We start from the raw sequence: 15,911 nt of genomic DNA, 5'->3' as shown, positions 1-15,911 counted from the left end.
ATCATGTTCTTAACATAAGTTATTTGAGGTGCTACAAATTGCTCACAGGAAAAATTTTTTGAGTAAAAAGTTTTGTGAATTACCAAATTCAAAAAGGGGTTTTAGACACAGAAAGAGAAAATAATTCATTGATAAGTAATGGAGGTGATATCATGGAGAAGAAGCCTTTGTATTATGATGGTAGTGGGGACGGAGAAAAATTAATTAAATCAGAAGTTGTAAAAAAGCAAATGAGTATTGTTACTGAAGTAAGAAAAAATTTAACTGGTAATCCGTATGTAATCGATTGGAGTCAAGTTAATGTAGTTGGGAAATGATTTGTTATTTGTTATTTGTTCTTAATTAAGAATGAACTAAAGAACGATCAACAAAATTATGAAAATATTTATCCCAGTTGATTTATAAAAATTAAAAAAGATGTCCCATAAGTTATTAATTAAATAAACTTAATGGACATCCTTTTTGATTAAAGATTATTAACAGTTTCCATCAATATCGCAGCTTAATGAAGACTGCTCAACAAGTTTTTGGTTGTTTAGAGATTGAATAAATGCTTCTTTACTTTGAACACCTTGTAAAACTTGATCACCAATTATAAATGTTGGTACTGCATTAATAAAATTAGGGTTTTGGATCGATGAGTCATACTTTGTATTTGAAACAGCTTCTATGAATTGAGAACGGTCTAAACCAAGTTTTTCAGCGATATCTGCCAGTACGTTTACATCACCAATTTCTTTGCCTTCTGTCCAAAAATCTGCTAAAACTGCTTGAGCATATTCAGCACCTTTTCCATTTTCTTCTGCGAATAAAAAGCCTCTGTGAGCTTTTTTAGTTGAAGGATGGGGATCCATAGTTGGTAAAATCATCTCTACACCAAGTTTTTGTGCAAGTGGTTGAACTCCGAATTTCCATCCTTGTTGAATATAAGAACTATTTGGACTTAAAGGTTCAGCTCCCTCAGGTCTTAATTGGAATGGTTTCCATTCAAGCTCTACATCGCTAACTTCTTTCATAGCGTCCTCAAGTGGTTTTTTTCCTAAATAGCAAAACGGACATACATAGTCCGAATAAATTGTAACTTTCATTATAAAACCTCCTAAATCAATTAAAGAAAGTATAAACAAAATTAGAGCTAAATCTCAATTTATTAGCTTCGAAATACGAAACTTTTTTATGGAAATAACTGTTCTACAAGTAAAAAAGAAATAGAGCATGAGAGCTCTATTTCTTTAAATCATTGGTTGATTGATCATTCGGTGGTGGATTCGTTCCGGTTCTAGCAGTGTTTAGATCAACAAATGCGTTTAAAAAATATTTTCTTCTTAAAAGTAAAACGGATAGTAGTAATAGACCACAGATTGATGTGAAAATCATTCCAGTAAGTAATCCACCTATATACATGAATGTATCCATTTGTGATGTAAATAGTGACCAAACTAAAATAGAAAGGATTCCGTCTGCTAAAACAATGGCAAGCGATACTACTAAATACGGTAAAAATTGTCCAGTTTCTTTTGTTTTCTTTGAAGCATACCTATACCCAATTGGTACAGATAAAAAGATAATAAAACAATAGAATAGTAATATGAAATCTCGAATTGACATAGTATCACACCTAACTTTTTTTGTTGGTATTACACTATATGCAGAATATTCATATAATTGGACAAGATTTTTTTATTTACCAATTTTTACTTTTTTCTTTTTAATTTCTGCTTTTTCAGGCTTTGTAGGAGAGAAGTTATCAAAATCCTTTTTTGTTTCTGGTACTTCGATATGTCCTGTTCTTATATTTGCTTTATATAAATCAACTTGTTCTTTAGTGTCTTTATTTAAATTCTTATCTGTTTTTGCAAGATCAACGCCATTTTCTTTTATGCCCCATCTCAAAATGCGTCCACCTTGAAAGTTCCCTTTTAATTTCTTTGTGATTACTTCATCTACGCCTTTATCAATTCGTTTGATTGCTGATGTTAGGGTGACATTTTCCGGTAATCCTTGTTTATATTGATCCCGGTCAACACCAATTACCCAAACCTTTTTACCATTTTTCTTTAATTTTTTAGCTTCAGTAAATACACCTAATCCTGTTTTTCCTGCTACTTGGAAAATTATATCTACACCTTTATCATTATATAAGGTTTTTGCTAATTTACTTCCTTCTGCAGGTTTATCATATGAATTTGCAAATTCGGTCAATACTTTTATTTTTGGATCGACGGACATAACACCTGCTTTAAATCCGTATTCAAACCTTTTTATAAATGGATCTTTTGTACCACCGATAAATCCAATCTTATGCGTTTTAGTGTTCATCGCTGCTGCAATACCAGCGAGGAATGCTGATTGCTCTTCGCGATAGGTAACACTTACTACATTTGGTTTTTCAACAATCCCATCAATTATGACAAAGTCAGATTTTTTTTCTTTACTCGCAACTTCAGAGATGGCTTTTTGAAATGAATAGCCTATTCCAAAAGTTAAATCATATTTTTTCTTTGCATACTTCATTAATTCCTTTTTTGCTGCTTTGTCATTTGGGGCATCAGTTTTTACATAATTTTTATTTTCCTTCCAACCATGTTTCTTTCCAGTTTCTATAATTCCATCCCAAACTGCTTGGTTAAATCCTTTATCGTGAATTTCAGTTTTACCCATAACAATTCCGATCTTAAAATCATTTTCTTTTTCTTTCTCCGATGCACTTATATTATTATTTCGATTAGCACAGCTGGTTAAAGTAAGGCTAGCAATTAGTGAGACAGTGGCGATTTGGAAAAAACGTCTTCGCATTGTTTTCCTCCATATATTATATTTAAAAAACTAAGCTCTATTGTGTAAATTTCCCAATCAATTCATAAATCATTCTTTAAAGTGTTGGCAATTTAATATACTAGTGGTACTGTAACAATTAGAAATGATTAAGATGGAGGCATTAACGTGAAGCTTGTATTTTTAGGAACGGGAGCAGGAATGCCATCAAAAGGTAGGAATGTAACAAGTATTGCATTACAGCTTTTAGAGGAAAGAGGAGCGACTTGGCTTTTCGATTGTGGTGAAGCAACACAGCACCAAATATTACATACGTCAATTCGACCACGACGAATCGAGAAAATTTTTATTACTCATTGCCATGGTGATCATATCTTTGGATTGCCTGGATTATTAAGTAGTAGAACATTTTTAGGTGGAGAAGATTTATTAACAATTTATGGACCTAAAGGGTTAAAGGATTATGTAGAGACTAGCTTTAAAATTAGTGGTACTTATTTGAAATATCCGATTCATTATGTTGAAACTTCTGAAGGTATCGTTTTTGAAGATGACCAATTTATTGTTCAAGCAGTAGAACTTGAACATGGAATTCAATCATTTGGTTATCAAATTATTGAAAAGGATTTACCTGGAGAATTGAACGTAGAGGAATTAAAGAAAATTGGTGTAAAACCAGGGCCAGTATATAAATTCCTAAAAGAAGGGAAAACAGTAACTTTAGAGGATGGAAGAATTTTAAATGGTAAGGATTTTATTGGCCCTTCAAAAAAAGGTCGACGCATTGCAATAGCAGGGGATACTCGTTTAACTGATAAAAGTAATTTGCTTGCAAGAGGTATGGATGTATTAGTTCATGAATCAACCTTTGCAGACGATGAAACAGCTCATGCATATGATTATTTCCATACTACAAGTACTCAAATTGCAACTGTTGCTAAATGTGAGGGAATTAAAACTCTCTATTTAACGCATATAAGTGCAAGATATCAAGGAGAAGCTTCAAAAAAATTATTAGATGAAGCACGTGAAATCTTTGATCAAACATATATAGCGAATGATTTCGATGAATATGAAATCACAAGAAACGATTGATTTTCACGAATGAAATTTTCAGTTAAGATGCAGTGCTTTTAAAAAGTTGAGAAGTGTACATAAAAGAATAGTTTAGAGACATGATATAAGTATTCTGTGTAAAAGGAAGGTCATGGCTTTGAAACAGTTAAAAGTTATCCTTTTATTTATTTTTAGTTTCCAATTTATTTTTTACAGTTCTATTAATGCATCAGCTGAAAGTAAAAATCGATATTACTACGAAAAGCAAGGTACTGCTATTTGGGAGGTACCCGTAAAAGAGAAAGTAATAGCCATTACATTTGATGATGGGCCGAATGATGAATATACCCCAGAAGTTTTAGATTTGTTAAAGAAGTATAATGCTAAAGCAACATTTTTTTTAGTCGGTGAGAGAGTTGCGAAATTTCCTGAAGTTGTAATGAGAGAAATAGAAGAGGGTCATGAAGTTGCAAATCATACATATACGCATGCTAGACTTCAGTATTTAACTGATGAGCAAATAAGAGATCAATTACATAAAACTCATGATGCAATTATAGCTGCAACTCATGTCGAACCAGTATTATTTAGACCACCATTTGGTTACTATAGTGAGCGTTCGATCAATACCGTGCATGATCTTGGCTATTTAACTGTTATGTGGTCTTGGCATCAGGATACATTTGATTGGCAAAATCCTGGAGTATATAAAATCGTATCAAATGTATTAAAAGATACTAGAAAAGGAGATATTGTTCTTTTTCATGATCACGGAGGGGACCGTAGTCAAACGATCGAAGCACTGAAACAAATCTTACCGGCTCTTCAAAAGCAAGGCTATCAGTTTGTAACGGTATCACAATTATTACAATTGAAAGCAGGAGTTAAACTTCCTAATTTTTAGTCAAAACCAGATCAATGGATTATCCAAATTGATCTGGTTTTTTGTTTTGTCTTGCTCTTCTACTTCTTAAGTCTGATATAAAACCATTCCTCAGGCCATTATTCCGAAATAAAAACTTGTATAAGATAAGAGTATAAGTTGAAAGGAGGCGACGAGGTCATGAAGAAGTTCTTAACTTTTATCCTCGTACTAATATTAATTGGAGTTGCTTTAGCGAATTTAGGTGGCTTGATTACTTTAGCACTTGGGTTGGTAATCACATATTTCAGTTTTAAAAAGTTTATGAAAACAGATTCGATTTTAATGAAAATCATCTGGACAATTATTGGATTAATCGGTTTATCGATTGCAATAAGTGGTCTTCCTTCTTTAATAGGTGCAGCAGCAGCAATTTTGCTTTATTACCTATATAAAGATTATAAAAATCAAAAAAAACTTAAAGATGATGAATTTAATATTTATGATGAAAATTTCAACCCTATAAAATAAGAGGAGTGTATGACTATGAAAAACTTATTTACTCGTATTAAAAATCAAATCTCAGCGGATTTACATGGCTTATTAGATGAGAAAGAACAACAAAATCCTATCTCACAATTAAACTACTTCATTAAACAATCTGAAAGTGAATTAGGAAAAGTAAGGGGATTACTTGAAAGACATTATTCATTACGTACGAAATTCCAGGTCGAACGTGAGGGAGCACTTCAAATGGTGCAAAAACGTGAAGAACAATTAAAGGTTGCAAATGAAGCTGGTGCCGAAGAGCTAATCAAACGTGCAACTGAAGATCTAGCTTTTTATAAAGAACAAGCTGAAAAGTTTGTTACCTTAATCGCTAAAACAGAAGAAGAAATTAGCTTTATGCATGAGCAAGTTAATCAAATTGAAAAAAAGTTAAAAGAGCTTCATACGAAAAAATATGACTTAATGTCTCGTCAAAACATGGCTCACGCTACAAAAAAAATAAATGAAACTCACCATTTACTTAATAGTAAAATGCCATCAATTGACTTCAACTACTTTGAAAAACAAATTCGTGATTTAGAGCTAAGAGTTCGTTCAGAATTTGATCTTCAATCATTTGATTACAAAATTGACTTATTAAAAAAAGAACTGACAAATAAAGTAAAGCAAGAAGCATAATCGTTTTCATGAAGAAGAGATCACTAATCTCTTCTTTTTTTTGTGGATTTAAAGGAAAAATTCAACTAATTTTAATTTTTTCACTGGAGAAGAAGATGAGGGAGGTGGATTTCCACTACAGGAGGTTATGAGTAAGTAATTCTCAAGAAAAAGCAATTAAAGTACCTCATGAACCTGTTATGAGGAAGTAAATTACAAGAAAAAGCAATATAAGTACCTTATGAACCTGTTAAAAATGACAAGAAAAAGCATTTTAAGTTCCTCATGAAGCCAATTTTTTGTCTTTTTTTTTTGATTATCTTGGAATAAATTTCTTTTTTAAAAATATAGATATGATGTTGACTTTAAATAGTATTGTAAAATAATTTGAAAATTTTGAATTAGTTTATGAAACAAAAAAGGTACATTTTGAGAAAGGGCGAATTAATTATGAAAGGCTTCGAGTTCGTTTTAAAAGATATTGTTATTTATTAACGTAAGATCCGTAAGATTCCCACATAATGAAACATCAAAAGATCCTATATTGAGGAGCGTATAAGGAGGTTTTTAGAGTTACAATCTTTGGGAAGAGGGACTTGAATCGAATCTATTTTTGTTAACAGTGCTTTTAATCAAATCATGCGACTTGATGGAGTTTTTATTTTTGTATATGTGTTTTTAAAAGAGAAAAATTAAGAATGATTAGTAAAATAAATTTTGAAAGTAGGGTTATTATTGAGAATTAAAGGTAATATCGTAAAAAAACATGATGTAGTTCATTGTATGGTTTCAACTGAGGCACAGTTTGCATGGGATCTTTTAAAGAAAACAAAATATCGATGTATTCCAGTTTTAAGTGAAAATGATAGAGAGTATGTTGGAAATCTTTATCGTGTTGATTTAGCTGAGTATTTAGTAGATAACGATTCTTTGCAAGGTAAGACAGTAAATGATTTTGTGCGCAAAGAATGTCCACCAATTCAGGAGGATTCACCATTTTTCAAAGTATTCTTTACGATTAAACGTTTTCCATATTTAGCAGTAGTAAATGATTTAAATGAATTTGTAGGAATTTTAACGCATAAAACAGTTTTTGAATTATTAGAAGAAGCATGGGGACTGAAGGACGGCGGTTATTCATTAACTGTTAGTACGATGGAACATGAAGGTGCATTAGCAAGATTAGCTAAGCTTGTAAATAAATATTCAAATTTGAAGAGCTGTATTACTCTAGATAGCGATTCGGTTTATCGAAGAATTTTAATTACGCTACCGCCAACTATTAGTGAAGACGATTATATTAAGTTGAAAAAAGATATTATTAAAAAAGAGTTTCATATTATGCATGAAGAAGTTGCAACAGGCCATGCTGCTCAAAAATAATTAAAAAGAAGAGCAAGGGGGGCATTATACAGTCCCTTGCTCTTTTATTTAGTAAGCTTATTTTAAATTTAATTTTTAAATTTTGATGCCAGTTTGATCGGCTTGAACTTAGTTAAACCCTTAATTTAGCTTATTATGTACTTCATGATTTGATTCTTTATTTTTCTTTAATGAATCGAATTTTAATAGTAGGAGAGTTGATACTTTTTGAGGGTAGCTAAGTGGTTTTCCCTTTGCTTCTACCATTGAATTGCCAACAACATAACTGATTGTTAGAAAGCCAACAATTAAAACTAGTGTAACGATTAAAGCAATTGTAATGAGAATACGCTTAATACTTGCTCGTAATACTCTACTGTTTGTTATTTTCATCAGAAAACTCTCCCCCCTTAGGACAACACAGTTACCTGTATCATTTTATTAACTAAAGAAGAGAGTCATGACAAGCTGATTAAATTTTATTAATTTTTTCATATTCCTCTTGGATCTCACGTGAACGAACAGTTGCTTCAATAAAGCAATTTAAAAATGAATTAGCAACTTCACGGTCTTCAAGAACAGTTATCCCAGCTTGAGTAGTGCCATTTGGGCTTGTAACTTTCTTCCTCAAAGTCAATGGAGATTTATTCGTTTCTTGAAGCATTGAAATTGAACCCATTAAAGTTTGCTGAATAAAAGGCTTGGCAATATCACGATGGATCCCTAATGCCATTGCAGCTCGTTCAAATTGTTCGATAACATAATATATATAGGCTGGACCACTACCAAATAATCCAGTCATTGCATGTAATTCGTCTTCTTCAACTTTAGCGACAATTCCGACACGCTCAAATAACCTTTTTGCTGTTTGCACTTTTTCAAAAGGAACTTCATCTGAATATGAAAGTGCTGTAGCAGATTTTCTAACGAGTGAAGAAGTGGTTGGCATTGCACGAACAATATTTAGATTTTCATTTCCTAGTAACTGTTTAATTGTACTGATTGTAACACCTGCTACTAAGGAAATAATTAATTGTTTTTCATTGAAAAAACTTTTAATTTGATCAAGAGCGATTGTAACATCTTTAGGTTTCATCGCTAAAAAAACTACACTTGAACCAGAGATTGCTAGCTGACGGTTAGTAGTAGCTAATACACCATATTTTGTATGTAAACTATCTAAACGCTCTAAATCCCCCCTATTTGTGATTGCAATTTGATCACTCTCAATATACCCACTATCAATTAATCCTGCAATTAATGCTTCTGCGATACTACCTGCACCAATAAACGTAACTTTTCCTAGAAACATTACATTCACCTCACCTCTATTGTAATAAATATTTATATTAGAGAAATTAATGCTATATTCCTTGTTGACATATTACTTTTATATAATTTTTCAAAAATATTTTTAAATAATATTTAGTTGAAGGAAAAATTTTAAGCAGAAAAGAAGTAATTGGGAAATTTTTTTAGTTTTGGAACGATTGATACCTTTTTTTGATCCCCGTGTTTTCTGTACACTCTAGATTCTGTCTTTATATTAATGTAAAATTCTAATCATCTTTGTTTGTATTTTTTAAAATGTATATTAGAATTAACTGTAAGAAGATTCAGATAAGGAGGAATTAACATGATCCCTGAAGATAAGATTCACCAAATTACACTCCCGGTACCTTATGCAATGAATACAGTAAATGTTTTTTTAGTTGAAGGTGATTTATTGACTTTAATTGATACAGGAACGAATACAGCGGATACATTGGATGCACTTAAAAGTGAATTAGATAAAATAGGATATAAATTAGAAGATATTGAACAAGTCATTTTAACTCATCATCATCCAGACCATGCAGGATTACTAGAAGAGTTCAATGAAGATGTGAAGATTTTAGGTCATGAACGAAATATTCCGTATTTAACTCAGGAACAATCATTCCTAAATTACTATAATGAGTACTTTATTGAAAATGCACTATTATACGGTGTACCACAAGAATATGTACAAAGAATGCCACGTACAACAGAGAAAATGCCATATACTAGTATTCGTTCTTTAACTCATACTATAGATGAAGGCGATCGAATTGATAGTATTTTTGGATTGAAAGTATTGTACACACCTGGTCATGCAACTTCTCATATTTCTTTAATTAGTGAGGATGATGGCATTGCATTCGGAGGAGATTTATTATTAGATAAGGTTTCGTCAAACCCAATTATTGAGCCGCCATTAAATGGTGAAACCGAACGTGTAAAACCATTATTACAATACAATCACTCTTTACAAAGAATAGCTGAACTTCCGATTACAAAATTATATACTGGACATGGTGAACCAGTTACAGATATTAAAGGGTTAGTAAAAAGTAGATTAGAAAAGCAAAAAGCTAGAGCTGAAAAAGTATATGAAATGATTAAAAAACAACCGTTAACTGCATATGAAGTCTGCCAAATGTTATTTCCAAAGGTTTATCAAAAACAACTTTCACTTACTTTATCTGAAACAATTGGTCAATTAGACTACCTGGAAAACTTAGGTTTTATTAGTTTAAATGAACGAAATGATGGTATACTTGAGTATAAAACGAATGAGCATTCAGTCAGTCAATAATAGAGGTGGGAATTTTTGAGGTTAAGTAACCAAACGGTAGTAATAACAGGTGCTTCGAGTGGTCTTGGGAAGTATTTAGCTTTAACAGCAGCAAAACAAGGCGCTAATATCGTCTTAATTGCTAGAAGAGAATCAGAGCTAAAAAACTTAAAGGCAAAAATACAAGAAGATTTTCCGGTTAAATGTCATTATTTTGTTGTAGATGTGACAGATGAAAATGCAGTATACGATGCATTTCATCAAATCGAAGAGCAATTTGATGGAATCGATGTTTTAATAAATAATGCAGGGTATGGTCTATTTCAAACAGTTGAACAAATGTCACTTCAAGATATGAAGCAAATGTTTGATGTCAATGTATTTGGGGTCATGATTTGTTCAAAGCTTGCCCTTACGTCTATGAAGCTGAAAGGGAAGGGACATATTATTAATATCGCTTCTTTAGCTGGTAAGATTGCAACTTCGAAGGCTGCAGCATATGCAGGTTCTAAGCATGCAGTACTAGGATTCAGTAATGCTTTGAGACAAGAAGTTGAAAAAGACGGTATCTATATTACGAATATAAATCCAGGTCCAATGGATACACCATTTTTTGATATTGCAGATGAGTCAGGATCATACGCAAAATCTGTTCGGAAAATGATGCTGGACCCAGAAAAAGTTGCTTCGAAAGTTATTTCTTTAATTGGAAAAAATGTTCATGAAATCGATCTACCTTCATGGATGGGATTTGGAGCAAAAGTTTATTCAGTATTCCCTAAAGTAAGTTATTACTTAATGATGAAATTCGGAAATAAAAAATAACAGAAGCTGTTCATAGAGACAGCTTAGATTAGGTTAAAAAGAGCTAAGAGAGGAATCTTCTCTAAGCTTTTTTTATTTAGGGCTGTGGAATAAAGGTTTTTTATTCAACGTCCTATAAATAGATTAATATTGAGGGGATATTATGTCATACTTAGGCTGAAGGTCAGAAACTTGATAATTCCTACGCGAGAATTAGAGATTTTATGAAAAATAGAATTAATCCGTGGTGTAATGATGAATAAATTAAACAATTTAGAAATTAAAATTCGAAAAGAAATAATTAATGACAAAGAAATTGAATTTAATGATCTAATCATTGATGGTATTTCTCTTTATCAGAAATTAATTAAATATAATTTCATACCAAGTTTAGGCTGGGGAGCTGTTGAATTTCAAAGCGATATGATCAAGTACTTCTTACTTGAAAAACCACATGAACTATTATGGTATCGTATTCCAATCTTAATTTGTCCAGATTGTGGGGACTTAGACTGTGGGTTCATTTCAGCAAAAATAGATTTACTTGATAATAAAGTTATTTAGAAAGATTTTTATCTGGGTGATTATAATTATGATTATGAAAGGAAACTAGATTTATGTCCACTTTACTTTGATGATCAAAGTTATAAAAAAGCGATAATTTCAGCGTTAAATATTACAAAGAATCGAATATAAATAGAAATTTTGCAATTAAAATAAAAGGGGATTTTTATTATTTATAAAAATAAATGTAGTCATACTGAATTATATAGAGTAGAAGCAGATTTTGCTGATCCCATTTGGTGTGCAAAGTGTAATTGGAATTTTGATATCGATGACCTCCTAATATCTGAAGAGTTATCTAGAGAATTAATATCATGGGTACTTGAATATCTAAATTCAGTAGATTTATTTAAAGCACCATCACTACCAGAAGATAAGAAAATTAAACATAATCAAACGGGAGCTTTATTGGCAAAAAAAGTTCAAATCGAATTAAATGCTCCTGTAATTTTTAATCCTTTAACTTAAAAGTTATTAATAGCTTCGTTGTAAACTAACGTATTCGTTTGCTACATACATTAAGAAAAGTTGAGACCACATTTATGTGGTCTTTTTCAGTTGTAATCAACATTATTCTAGTCGAAGTAAACCCTATTGTTTTTCATTAGTCTAACTTCATGCCCTTTCAACTATACATATAGTAATGAGATCTAAGTGAAAGATGGTGGGATAGTATGACTAAAAGGGATTATTTAATAAAACCACTTGTAGGTGATCGTTATCCAACAATTGATCGAGGAGAAACTATCTACCTATGGGACAAGCAAGGAAAGAAATATATTGATGGTTCTTCGGGTGCAGTTGCTGCAAGTATTGGCCATGGTGTTAAGGAAATAATTGATGAAATGGTAAAACAGGCCTCTAAAGTGGCGTTTGTTTATAGATCACAGTTTACGAGTGAGGCGGCAGAACAATTAGCTGAAAAAATAGCTCAGTTAGCACCTGGAGATTTAAACTGGAGTTTTTTTGTTAATAGTGGTACTGAAGCAACTGAAACAGCTATGAAAATGGCGATACAACATTTTCAAGAAAGAGGAATTCATACGAAAACGAAGATTATATCAAGGAGCATGAGCTACCATGGTATCACCATCGGATCTTTATCTATGTCAGGGCATCCTTTAAGGAGGAAACGTTTTACTAGTTTACTAGAGGATTATCCAATGGTTGAAGCGCCGTATTGCAAAAGGTGCCCATTTGAATTAGAGCCTGAAAATTGTGGTTTACTTTGTGCGACTGCACTTGAACGTACAATTCAGAAATTAGGATCTGAAAATGTAGCAGCCTTTATAGCTGAACCTATTGTTGGTGCGGCAGGAGGTGCGTTAACTCCTCCAAAAGGATATTATGAAAAAATTAAAGAAATTTGTGATAAACACGATGTGCTACTTATTGCGGACGAAGTAATGACGGGAATAGGTAGAACTGGGGAAATGTTCGGTATGAACCATTGGAATTGTGTGCCCGATTTATTAGTCCTCGGTAAGGGATTGGCGGCTGGTTATACGCCAATTGCTGTAGCAATCGCAAGTGATCGTGTAATGCAACCTATTTTAGAGGGCAGTCGACTTGTTATGAGTGGACATACGTTTAGTGCGAATCCTCTATCAGCAAGTATAGCTTTAGCGGTTTTAAACTATGTCGAAAAAAATGGCTTAGTACAAAATTCTAAAATACAAGGTGAAAAGATCAAGTTAAAACTAAGAGAATGGCAGAAAGAGTATCCTTTTCTATTCGATGTCAGGGGTGAAGGGCTACTGATTGGTATCGAAATAAATGAAGATTTGTTTGAGTGTAAAAGTGTAACAAATCGTGTAATTGAGATTGCTAAAAATCATGGATTATTACTGTATCCATCTGTTAGTGGTCCATATGGAAGATCTGAAAATAGTTTCTTGCTTTCTCCACCTTTAGTCATTTCTGATGCGCAAGTAAATGAATTGCTAACTTTATTGAAGGAAGTATTTAATGAGCTAAATCAAGAAGCAAAGGAGAACGAATAATGGCAATCAATACTTTCGGAAAAATCATTAGTATTGAAGAAGCTTTGCTTTATTTTAAAGATGATATGGTGTTAATGTTCGGTGGGTTTGGAGGAATCGGTAACCCACCAACATTAATAAGGAGCATTTTAGAGAAAGGTGTGAAAGATCTTACTCTAATTGGAAATGATACGGGGTTTCCTGATGTTGGAATCGGACAATTAGTGACGGCTAAAAGAGTAAAAAAAATGATTACAACGCATATCGGATCAAATCCGAATGCTGGAAAGCAAATGACAGATGGTACGTTAGAAATAGAGTTCAGTCCCCAAGGTACATTTATCGAACGGATTCGAGCGGGTGGAGTTGGATTAGGTGGCGTTTTAGTAGATATTGGGATTGATAGTGTAATAGATGTTGATAAACAGAGAGTGAATGTATTTGGGAAAGAGTACTTAGTTGAAACTCCACTCATTTCAGATGTTTCAATTGTATATGCGAAGAAAGCAGACCCCTTTGGGAATTTAGTTTTTGATAAGAGTGCTCGCAATACGAATCCTTATGTAGCAATGGCCGGAAAAATCACAATTGTGGAAGTTGATGAAATTGTTCCTTTAGGAGCATTAGAACCTGAAGAAATTATCGTACCTGGCGCTTTCGTAAACCACATCGTTCAATCGGAAGGAGTGAATTGGAAGTGGGTTTGGGAAAAATAAATCCTAGGGAAATGATGGCAAAACGAGCAGCAAAAGAAGTAAAGAGCGGTATGATTGTGAATCTTGGGATTGGAATTCCTTCACTTATCCCTAATTATTTACCGGATGATTGCCAAGTAATGTTCCATGCAGAAAATGGCGTGTTAGGATTAGGGCCTACTCCGCTAAAAGGTGAAGAAGACGAGAATTTATGTAATGCTGCAGGATTACCTGTAACATTAATTCCAGGTTCCAGTTATTTTGATAGTAGTATAGCCTTTGCGATTATTCGAAAAGGTTTATTAGATTTAACAGTACTAGGTGCTCTCGAAGTCAGTAAAAATGGCGATTTAGCAAATTGGATTGTTCCTGGTAAAAGAGTGCCAGGAATTGGTGGAGCAATGGACTTAGCTCAAAAATCAAAAAAAGTAATTGTTTTAATGAACCATACTAATAAAAATGGTGACCCTAAAATAGTCTCTGAATGTACACTTCCTCTTACATCTCCAAATTGCGTAGATTTAATCATTACTGAAATGGCCGTAATTGAAGTTAAAAAAGAAAGTGGAGAGCTTTGGTTAAATGAAGTAATGTCTCCATATTTAGTCAGTGATGTGATTGAGAAAACTGGTGCGCCACTATTTGTGAACCCAAATGTTATTGTTCATCGTTGGGAGTGATCAAAATTGGATTTGAAAGCTAAGGTTAATGACTACATTCATAAAAATAAGAACAAGGCAATTGAATTACTTCAGAATCTAGTTCGTGAAAAAAGTGTTTCAGGAAATGAAGCTGCTGCACAAAAAATTGTCTCAAATTATTTACAGAATCTTGGATTAGTGATTGATCGCTTTGAGCCGCCAATTGAGGAATTAAAAAAATCATCCTATTTTATTTCAGAACGAACTTCATTTGAAGATAGTCCGAATATCGTTGCAATTTTAAAGGGAACAGGAAATGGTAGATCGATTATATTAAATGGGCATATTGATGTGGTTCCTGAAGGTGAAATAAGTAGTTGGGAGCGCCATCCGTATAGCGGTGTAATCGTAGGTAATCGCTTATATGGTAGGGGAACTACAGATATGAAGGGCGGAAATGTTGCTGCATTATTTGCGATCGAGGCAATAAAAAAATGTAATATTCCACTTAAAGGCGACATCTATTTTGAAAGTGTTATTGAGGAAGAAAGCGGAGGGGCAGGTACGCTAGCAACGATATTACGAGGATACGAAGCAGATGCTGTCCTTATTCCAGAACCAACTAAAATGAAAATATTTCCGAAACAGCAAGGTAGTGTTTGGTTTCGAATAAAAGTAAAAGGTAAAGTTGCCCACGGTGGAACGAGGTATGAAGGTGTTAGTGCAATTGAAAAAACTATGATGGTAATTAATCATATAAATCAATTAGAAAAAGTTCGAAATACAAGATTACTAGATAATCCACTATACAAAAATGTGCCAATTCCAATTCCAATTAATATCGGAAAAATAAATGGGGGGACTTGGCCCTCCTCTGTCTCAGATTTAGTTACGCTTGAGGGAAGGCTAGGTGTTTCACCAGATGAAACAATCGAAGAAGCTAAACTTGAAATAACGAGGTGGCTTAAAACACTCTCATTAATTGATGATTGGTTTATTGAAAATCCGGTTGAGGTTGAATTTTTTGGAGCAAGATGGTTACCCGGTAGTATCGATCTTGGGCATCCATTTATGGATTCTCTGAAGAAATCCTATCAATATGTTTATAAAAAAGACCCGATTATTGAAGCCTCTCCCTGGGGTACAGACGGAGGCTTATTTACACAGATAAAACAAATACCTACTATTGTGTTTGGACCAGGGGAAACGAAGGTTGCACATTATCCAAATGAATACATTGATCTAGATGAATTATTTCGTTGTGCGGAGGTAATTGCCTTCACATTACTAGATTGGTGTGGAGTAGATGAATAATGAAGTATTTTATCAAAACAAGTCTCAAAATATTTTCAAGGAAATAATATGAGCTTTTATTTTAAATATTATGTAAATAATCGACGAAACATC

Annotated in this window: 18 protein-coding genes; 13 read left to right on the top strand and 5 right to left on the bottom strand. The window is 32.9% G+C overall.

The features are described from left to right. Nucleotides 1–152 precede the first annotated feature (152 nt). Complete coding sequence (locus COI44_RS23940; protein WP_176547193.1) at nucleotides 153–317, top strand: hypothetical protein; 165 nt, start codon at nucleotides 153–155, stop codon at nucleotides 315–317. 159 nt (nucleotides 318–476) lie between these two features. On the opposite strand, the gene COI44_RS19175 is transcribed toward COI44_RS23940, so the two are convergent. The 3 genes from COI44_RS19175 to COI44_RS19165 form a co-directional block, all read right to left on the bottom strand. Then, complete coding sequence (locus tag COI44_RS19175; protein WP_098429362.1) at nucleotides 477–1,088, bottom strand: DsbA family oxidoreductase; 612 nt, start codon at nucleotides 1,086–1,088, stop codon at nucleotides 477–479. A 136-nt stretch (nucleotides 1,089–1,224) separates the two neighbouring features. After that, nucleotides 1,225–1,608: a hypothetical protein gene (locus tag COI44_RS19170; RefSeq protein ID WP_098429361.1), complete on the bottom strand. Its 384-nt coding sequence runs from the start codon at nucleotides 1,606–1,608 to the stop codon at nucleotides 1,225–1,227. A 72-nt stretch (nucleotides 1,609–1,680) separates the two neighbouring features. Beyond that, the gene (locus COI44_RS19165; protein WP_098429360.1) at nucleotides 1,681–2,796 is read right to left on the bottom strand and encodes a BMP family lipoprotein; all 1,116 of its coding nucleotides are present in this window, start codon (nucleotides 2,794–2,796) and stop codon (nucleotides 1,681–1,683) included. Between the two features lie 147 nt (nucleotides 2,797–2,943). On the opposite strand from COI44_RS19165, the gene rnz reads away from it, so the two are divergent. The 5 genes from rnz to cbpA all read left to right on the top strand — a co-directional run bounded on the left by rnz (nucleotide 2,944) and on the right by cbpA (nucleotide 7,243). Next, the gene (rnz, locus tag COI44_RS19160) at nucleotides 2,944–3,870 is read left to right on the top strand and encodes a ribonuclease Z (protein WP_098429359.1); all 927 of its coding nucleotides are present in this window, start codon (nucleotides 2,944–2,946) and stop codon (nucleotides 3,868–3,870) included. 118 nt (nucleotides 3,871–3,988) lie between these two features. Then, nucleotides 3,989–4,735, top strand: a complete 747-nt coding sequence (locus COI44_RS19155; protein ID WP_286133806.1) for a polysaccharide deacetylase family protein — start codon at nucleotides 3,989–3,991, stop codon at nucleotides 4,733–4,735. Between the two features lie 159 nt (nucleotides 4,736–4,894). Further along, on the top strand, nucleotides 4,895–5,224 hold the full coding sequence (locus tag COI44_RS19150; RefSeq protein ID WP_097974594.1) for a lmo0954 family membrane protein: 330 nt from the start codon (nucleotides 4,895–4,897) through the stop codon (nucleotides 5,222–5,224). Between the two features lie 15 nt (nucleotides 5,225–5,239). Beyond that, nucleotides 5,240–5,881: a PspA/IM30 family protein gene (locus tag COI44_RS19145; RefSeq protein ID WP_069033441.1), complete on the top strand. Its 642-nt coding sequence runs from the start codon at nucleotides 5,240–5,242 to the stop codon at nucleotides 5,879–5,881. A gap of 714 nt (nucleotides 5,882–6,595) precedes the next feature. Beyond that, nucleotides 6,596–7,243, top strand: a complete 648-nt coding sequence (cbpA, locus tag COI44_RS19140; RefSeq protein WP_098429356.1) for a cyclic di-AMP binding protein CbpA — start codon at nucleotides 6,596–6,598, stop codon at nucleotides 7,241–7,243. 120 nt (nucleotides 7,244–7,363) lie between these two features. On the opposite strand, the gene COI44_RS19135 is transcribed toward cbpA, so the two are convergent. Together COI44_RS19135 and proC are read right to left on the bottom strand one after the other, a co-directional pair. Then, entirely contained in the window at nucleotides 7,364–7,615 is a 252-nt protein-coding gene (locus tag COI44_RS19135) for a hypothetical protein (RefSeq protein WP_098429355.1), read from the bottom strand. 79 nt (nucleotides 7,616–7,694) lie between these two features. Next, nucleotides 7,695–8,534: a pyrroline-5-carboxylate reductase gene (gene proC / locus COI44_RS19130; RefSeq protein WP_098429354.1), complete on the bottom strand. Its 840-nt coding sequence runs from the start codon at nucleotides 8,532–8,534 to the stop codon at nucleotides 7,695–7,697. Nucleotides 8,535–8,858: 324 nt separating this feature from the next. Here proC and COI44_RS19125 point away from each other — a divergent pair, with 324 nt between their 5' ends. From COI44_RS19125 to COI44_RS19095, 7 genes are all read left to right on the top strand, one after another. Then, nucleotides 8,859–9,839, top strand: a complete 981-nt coding sequence (locus COI44_RS19125) for an MBL fold metallo-hydrolase (protein WP_098429353.1) — start codon at nucleotides 8,859–8,861, stop codon at nucleotides 9,837–9,839. 15 nt (nucleotides 9,840–9,854) lie between these two features. Then, nucleotides 9,855–10,643, top strand: coding sequence for an SDR family NAD(P)-dependent oxidoreductase (locus tag COI44_RS19120; protein ID WP_098429352.1), 789 nt, complete (start codon nucleotides 9,855–9,857; stop codon nucleotides 10,641–10,643). A 234-nt stretch (nucleotides 10,644–10,877) separates the two neighbouring features. Then, nucleotides 10,878–11,186: a hypothetical protein gene (locus COI44_RS19115; protein ID WP_098429351.1), complete on the top strand. Its 309-nt coding sequence runs from the start codon at nucleotides 10,878–10,880 to the stop codon at nucleotides 11,184–11,186. A 674-nt stretch (nucleotides 11,187–11,860) separates the two neighbouring features. Next, nucleotides 11,861–13,189: an aspartate aminotransferase family protein gene (locus tag COI44_RS19110; protein WP_098429350.1), complete on the top strand. Its 1,329-nt coding sequence runs from the start codon at nucleotides 11,861–11,863 to the stop codon at nucleotides 13,187–13,189. A gap of 65 nt (nucleotides 13,190–13,254) precedes the next feature. Next, nucleotides 13,255–13,884, top strand: a complete 630-nt coding sequence (locus COI44_RS19105; RefSeq protein ID WP_286163996.1) for a CoA transferase subunit A — start codon at nucleotides 13,255–13,257, stop codon at nucleotides 13,882–13,884. Between the two features lie 11 nt (nucleotides 13,885–13,895). Then, a complete protein-coding gene (locus COI44_RS19100; RefSeq protein WP_420488194.1) occupies nucleotides 13,896–14,543 on the top strand; it encodes a 3-oxoacid CoA-transferase subunit B in 648 nt (215 codons plus the stop codon). A gap of 6 nt (nucleotides 14,544–14,549) precedes the next feature. Further along, nucleotides 14,550–15,818 carry a peptidase gene (locus tag COI44_RS19095; protein ID WP_098429347.1) on the top strand — a complete coding sequence of 423 codons (1,269 nt, stop codon included), beginning with the start codon at nucleotides 14,550–14,552 and terminating at the stop codon, nucleotides 15,816–15,818. Nucleotides 15,819–15,911: the final 93 nt, after the last annotated feature.

Source organism: Bacillus sp. AFS088145, from assembly GCF_002564465.1.
GTDB lineage: Bacteria > Bacillota > Bacilli > Bacillales > Bacillaceae_G > Gottfriedia.
Note: the sequence above shows the minus strand (reverse complement) of the source record. Positions and strands in the feature narration are given on the sequence as shown.

Excerpts from the sequence above, each read along its gene's own strand:
- COI44_RS23940 (WP_176547193.1), top strand. The coding sequence starts at position 153 with ATGGAGAAGAAGCCTTTGTATTATGATGGTAGTGGGGACGGAGAAAAA.
- COI44_RS19175 (WP_098429362.1), bottom strand. The coding sequence starts at position 1,088 with ATGAAAGTTACAATTTATTCGGACTATGTATGTCCGTTTTGCTATTTA.
- COI44_RS19170 (WP_098429361.1), bottom strand. The coding sequence starts at position 1,608 with ATGTCAATTCGAGATTTCATATTACTATTCTATTGTTTTATTATCTTT.
- COI44_RS19165 (WP_098429360.1), bottom strand. The coding sequence starts at position 2,796 with ATGCGAAGACGTTTTTTCCAAATCGCCACTGTCTCACTAATTGCTAGC.
- COI44_RS19150 (WP_097974594.1), top strand. The coding sequence starts at position 4,895 with ATGAAGAAGTTCTTAACTTTTATCCTCGTACTAATATTAATTGGAGTT.
- COI44_RS19145 (WP_069033441.1), top strand. The coding sequence starts at position 5,240 with ATGAAAAACTTATTTACTCGTATTAAAAATCAAATCTCAGCGGATTTA.
- COI44_RS19135 (WP_098429355.1), bottom strand. The coding sequence starts at position 7,615 with ATGAAAATAACAAACAGTAGAGTATTACGAGCAAGTATTAAGCGTATT.
- proC (WP_098429354.1), bottom strand. The coding sequence starts at position 8,534 with ATGTTTCTAGGAAAAGTTACGTTTATTGGTGCAGGTAGTATCGCAGAA.
- COI44_RS19125 (WP_098429353.1), top strand. The coding sequence starts at position 8,859 with ATGATCCCTGAAGATAAGATTCACCAAATTACACTCCCGGTACCTTAT.
- COI44_RS19115 (WP_098429351.1), top strand. The coding sequence starts at position 10,878 with ATGAATAAATTAAACAATTTAGAAATTAAAATTCGAAAAGAAATAATT.
- COI44_RS19110 (WP_098429350.1), top strand. The coding sequence starts at position 11,861 with ATGACTAAAAGGGATTATTTAATAAAACCACTTGTAGGTGATCGTTAT.
- COI44_RS19105 (WP_286163996.1), top strand. The coding sequence starts at position 13,255 with ATGGTGTTAATGTTCGGTGGGTTTGGAGGAATCGGTAACCCACCAACA.
- COI44_RS19100 (WP_420488194.1), top strand. The coding sequence starts at position 13,896 with ATGATGGCAAAACGAGCAGCAAAAGAAGTAAAGAGCGGTATGATTGTG.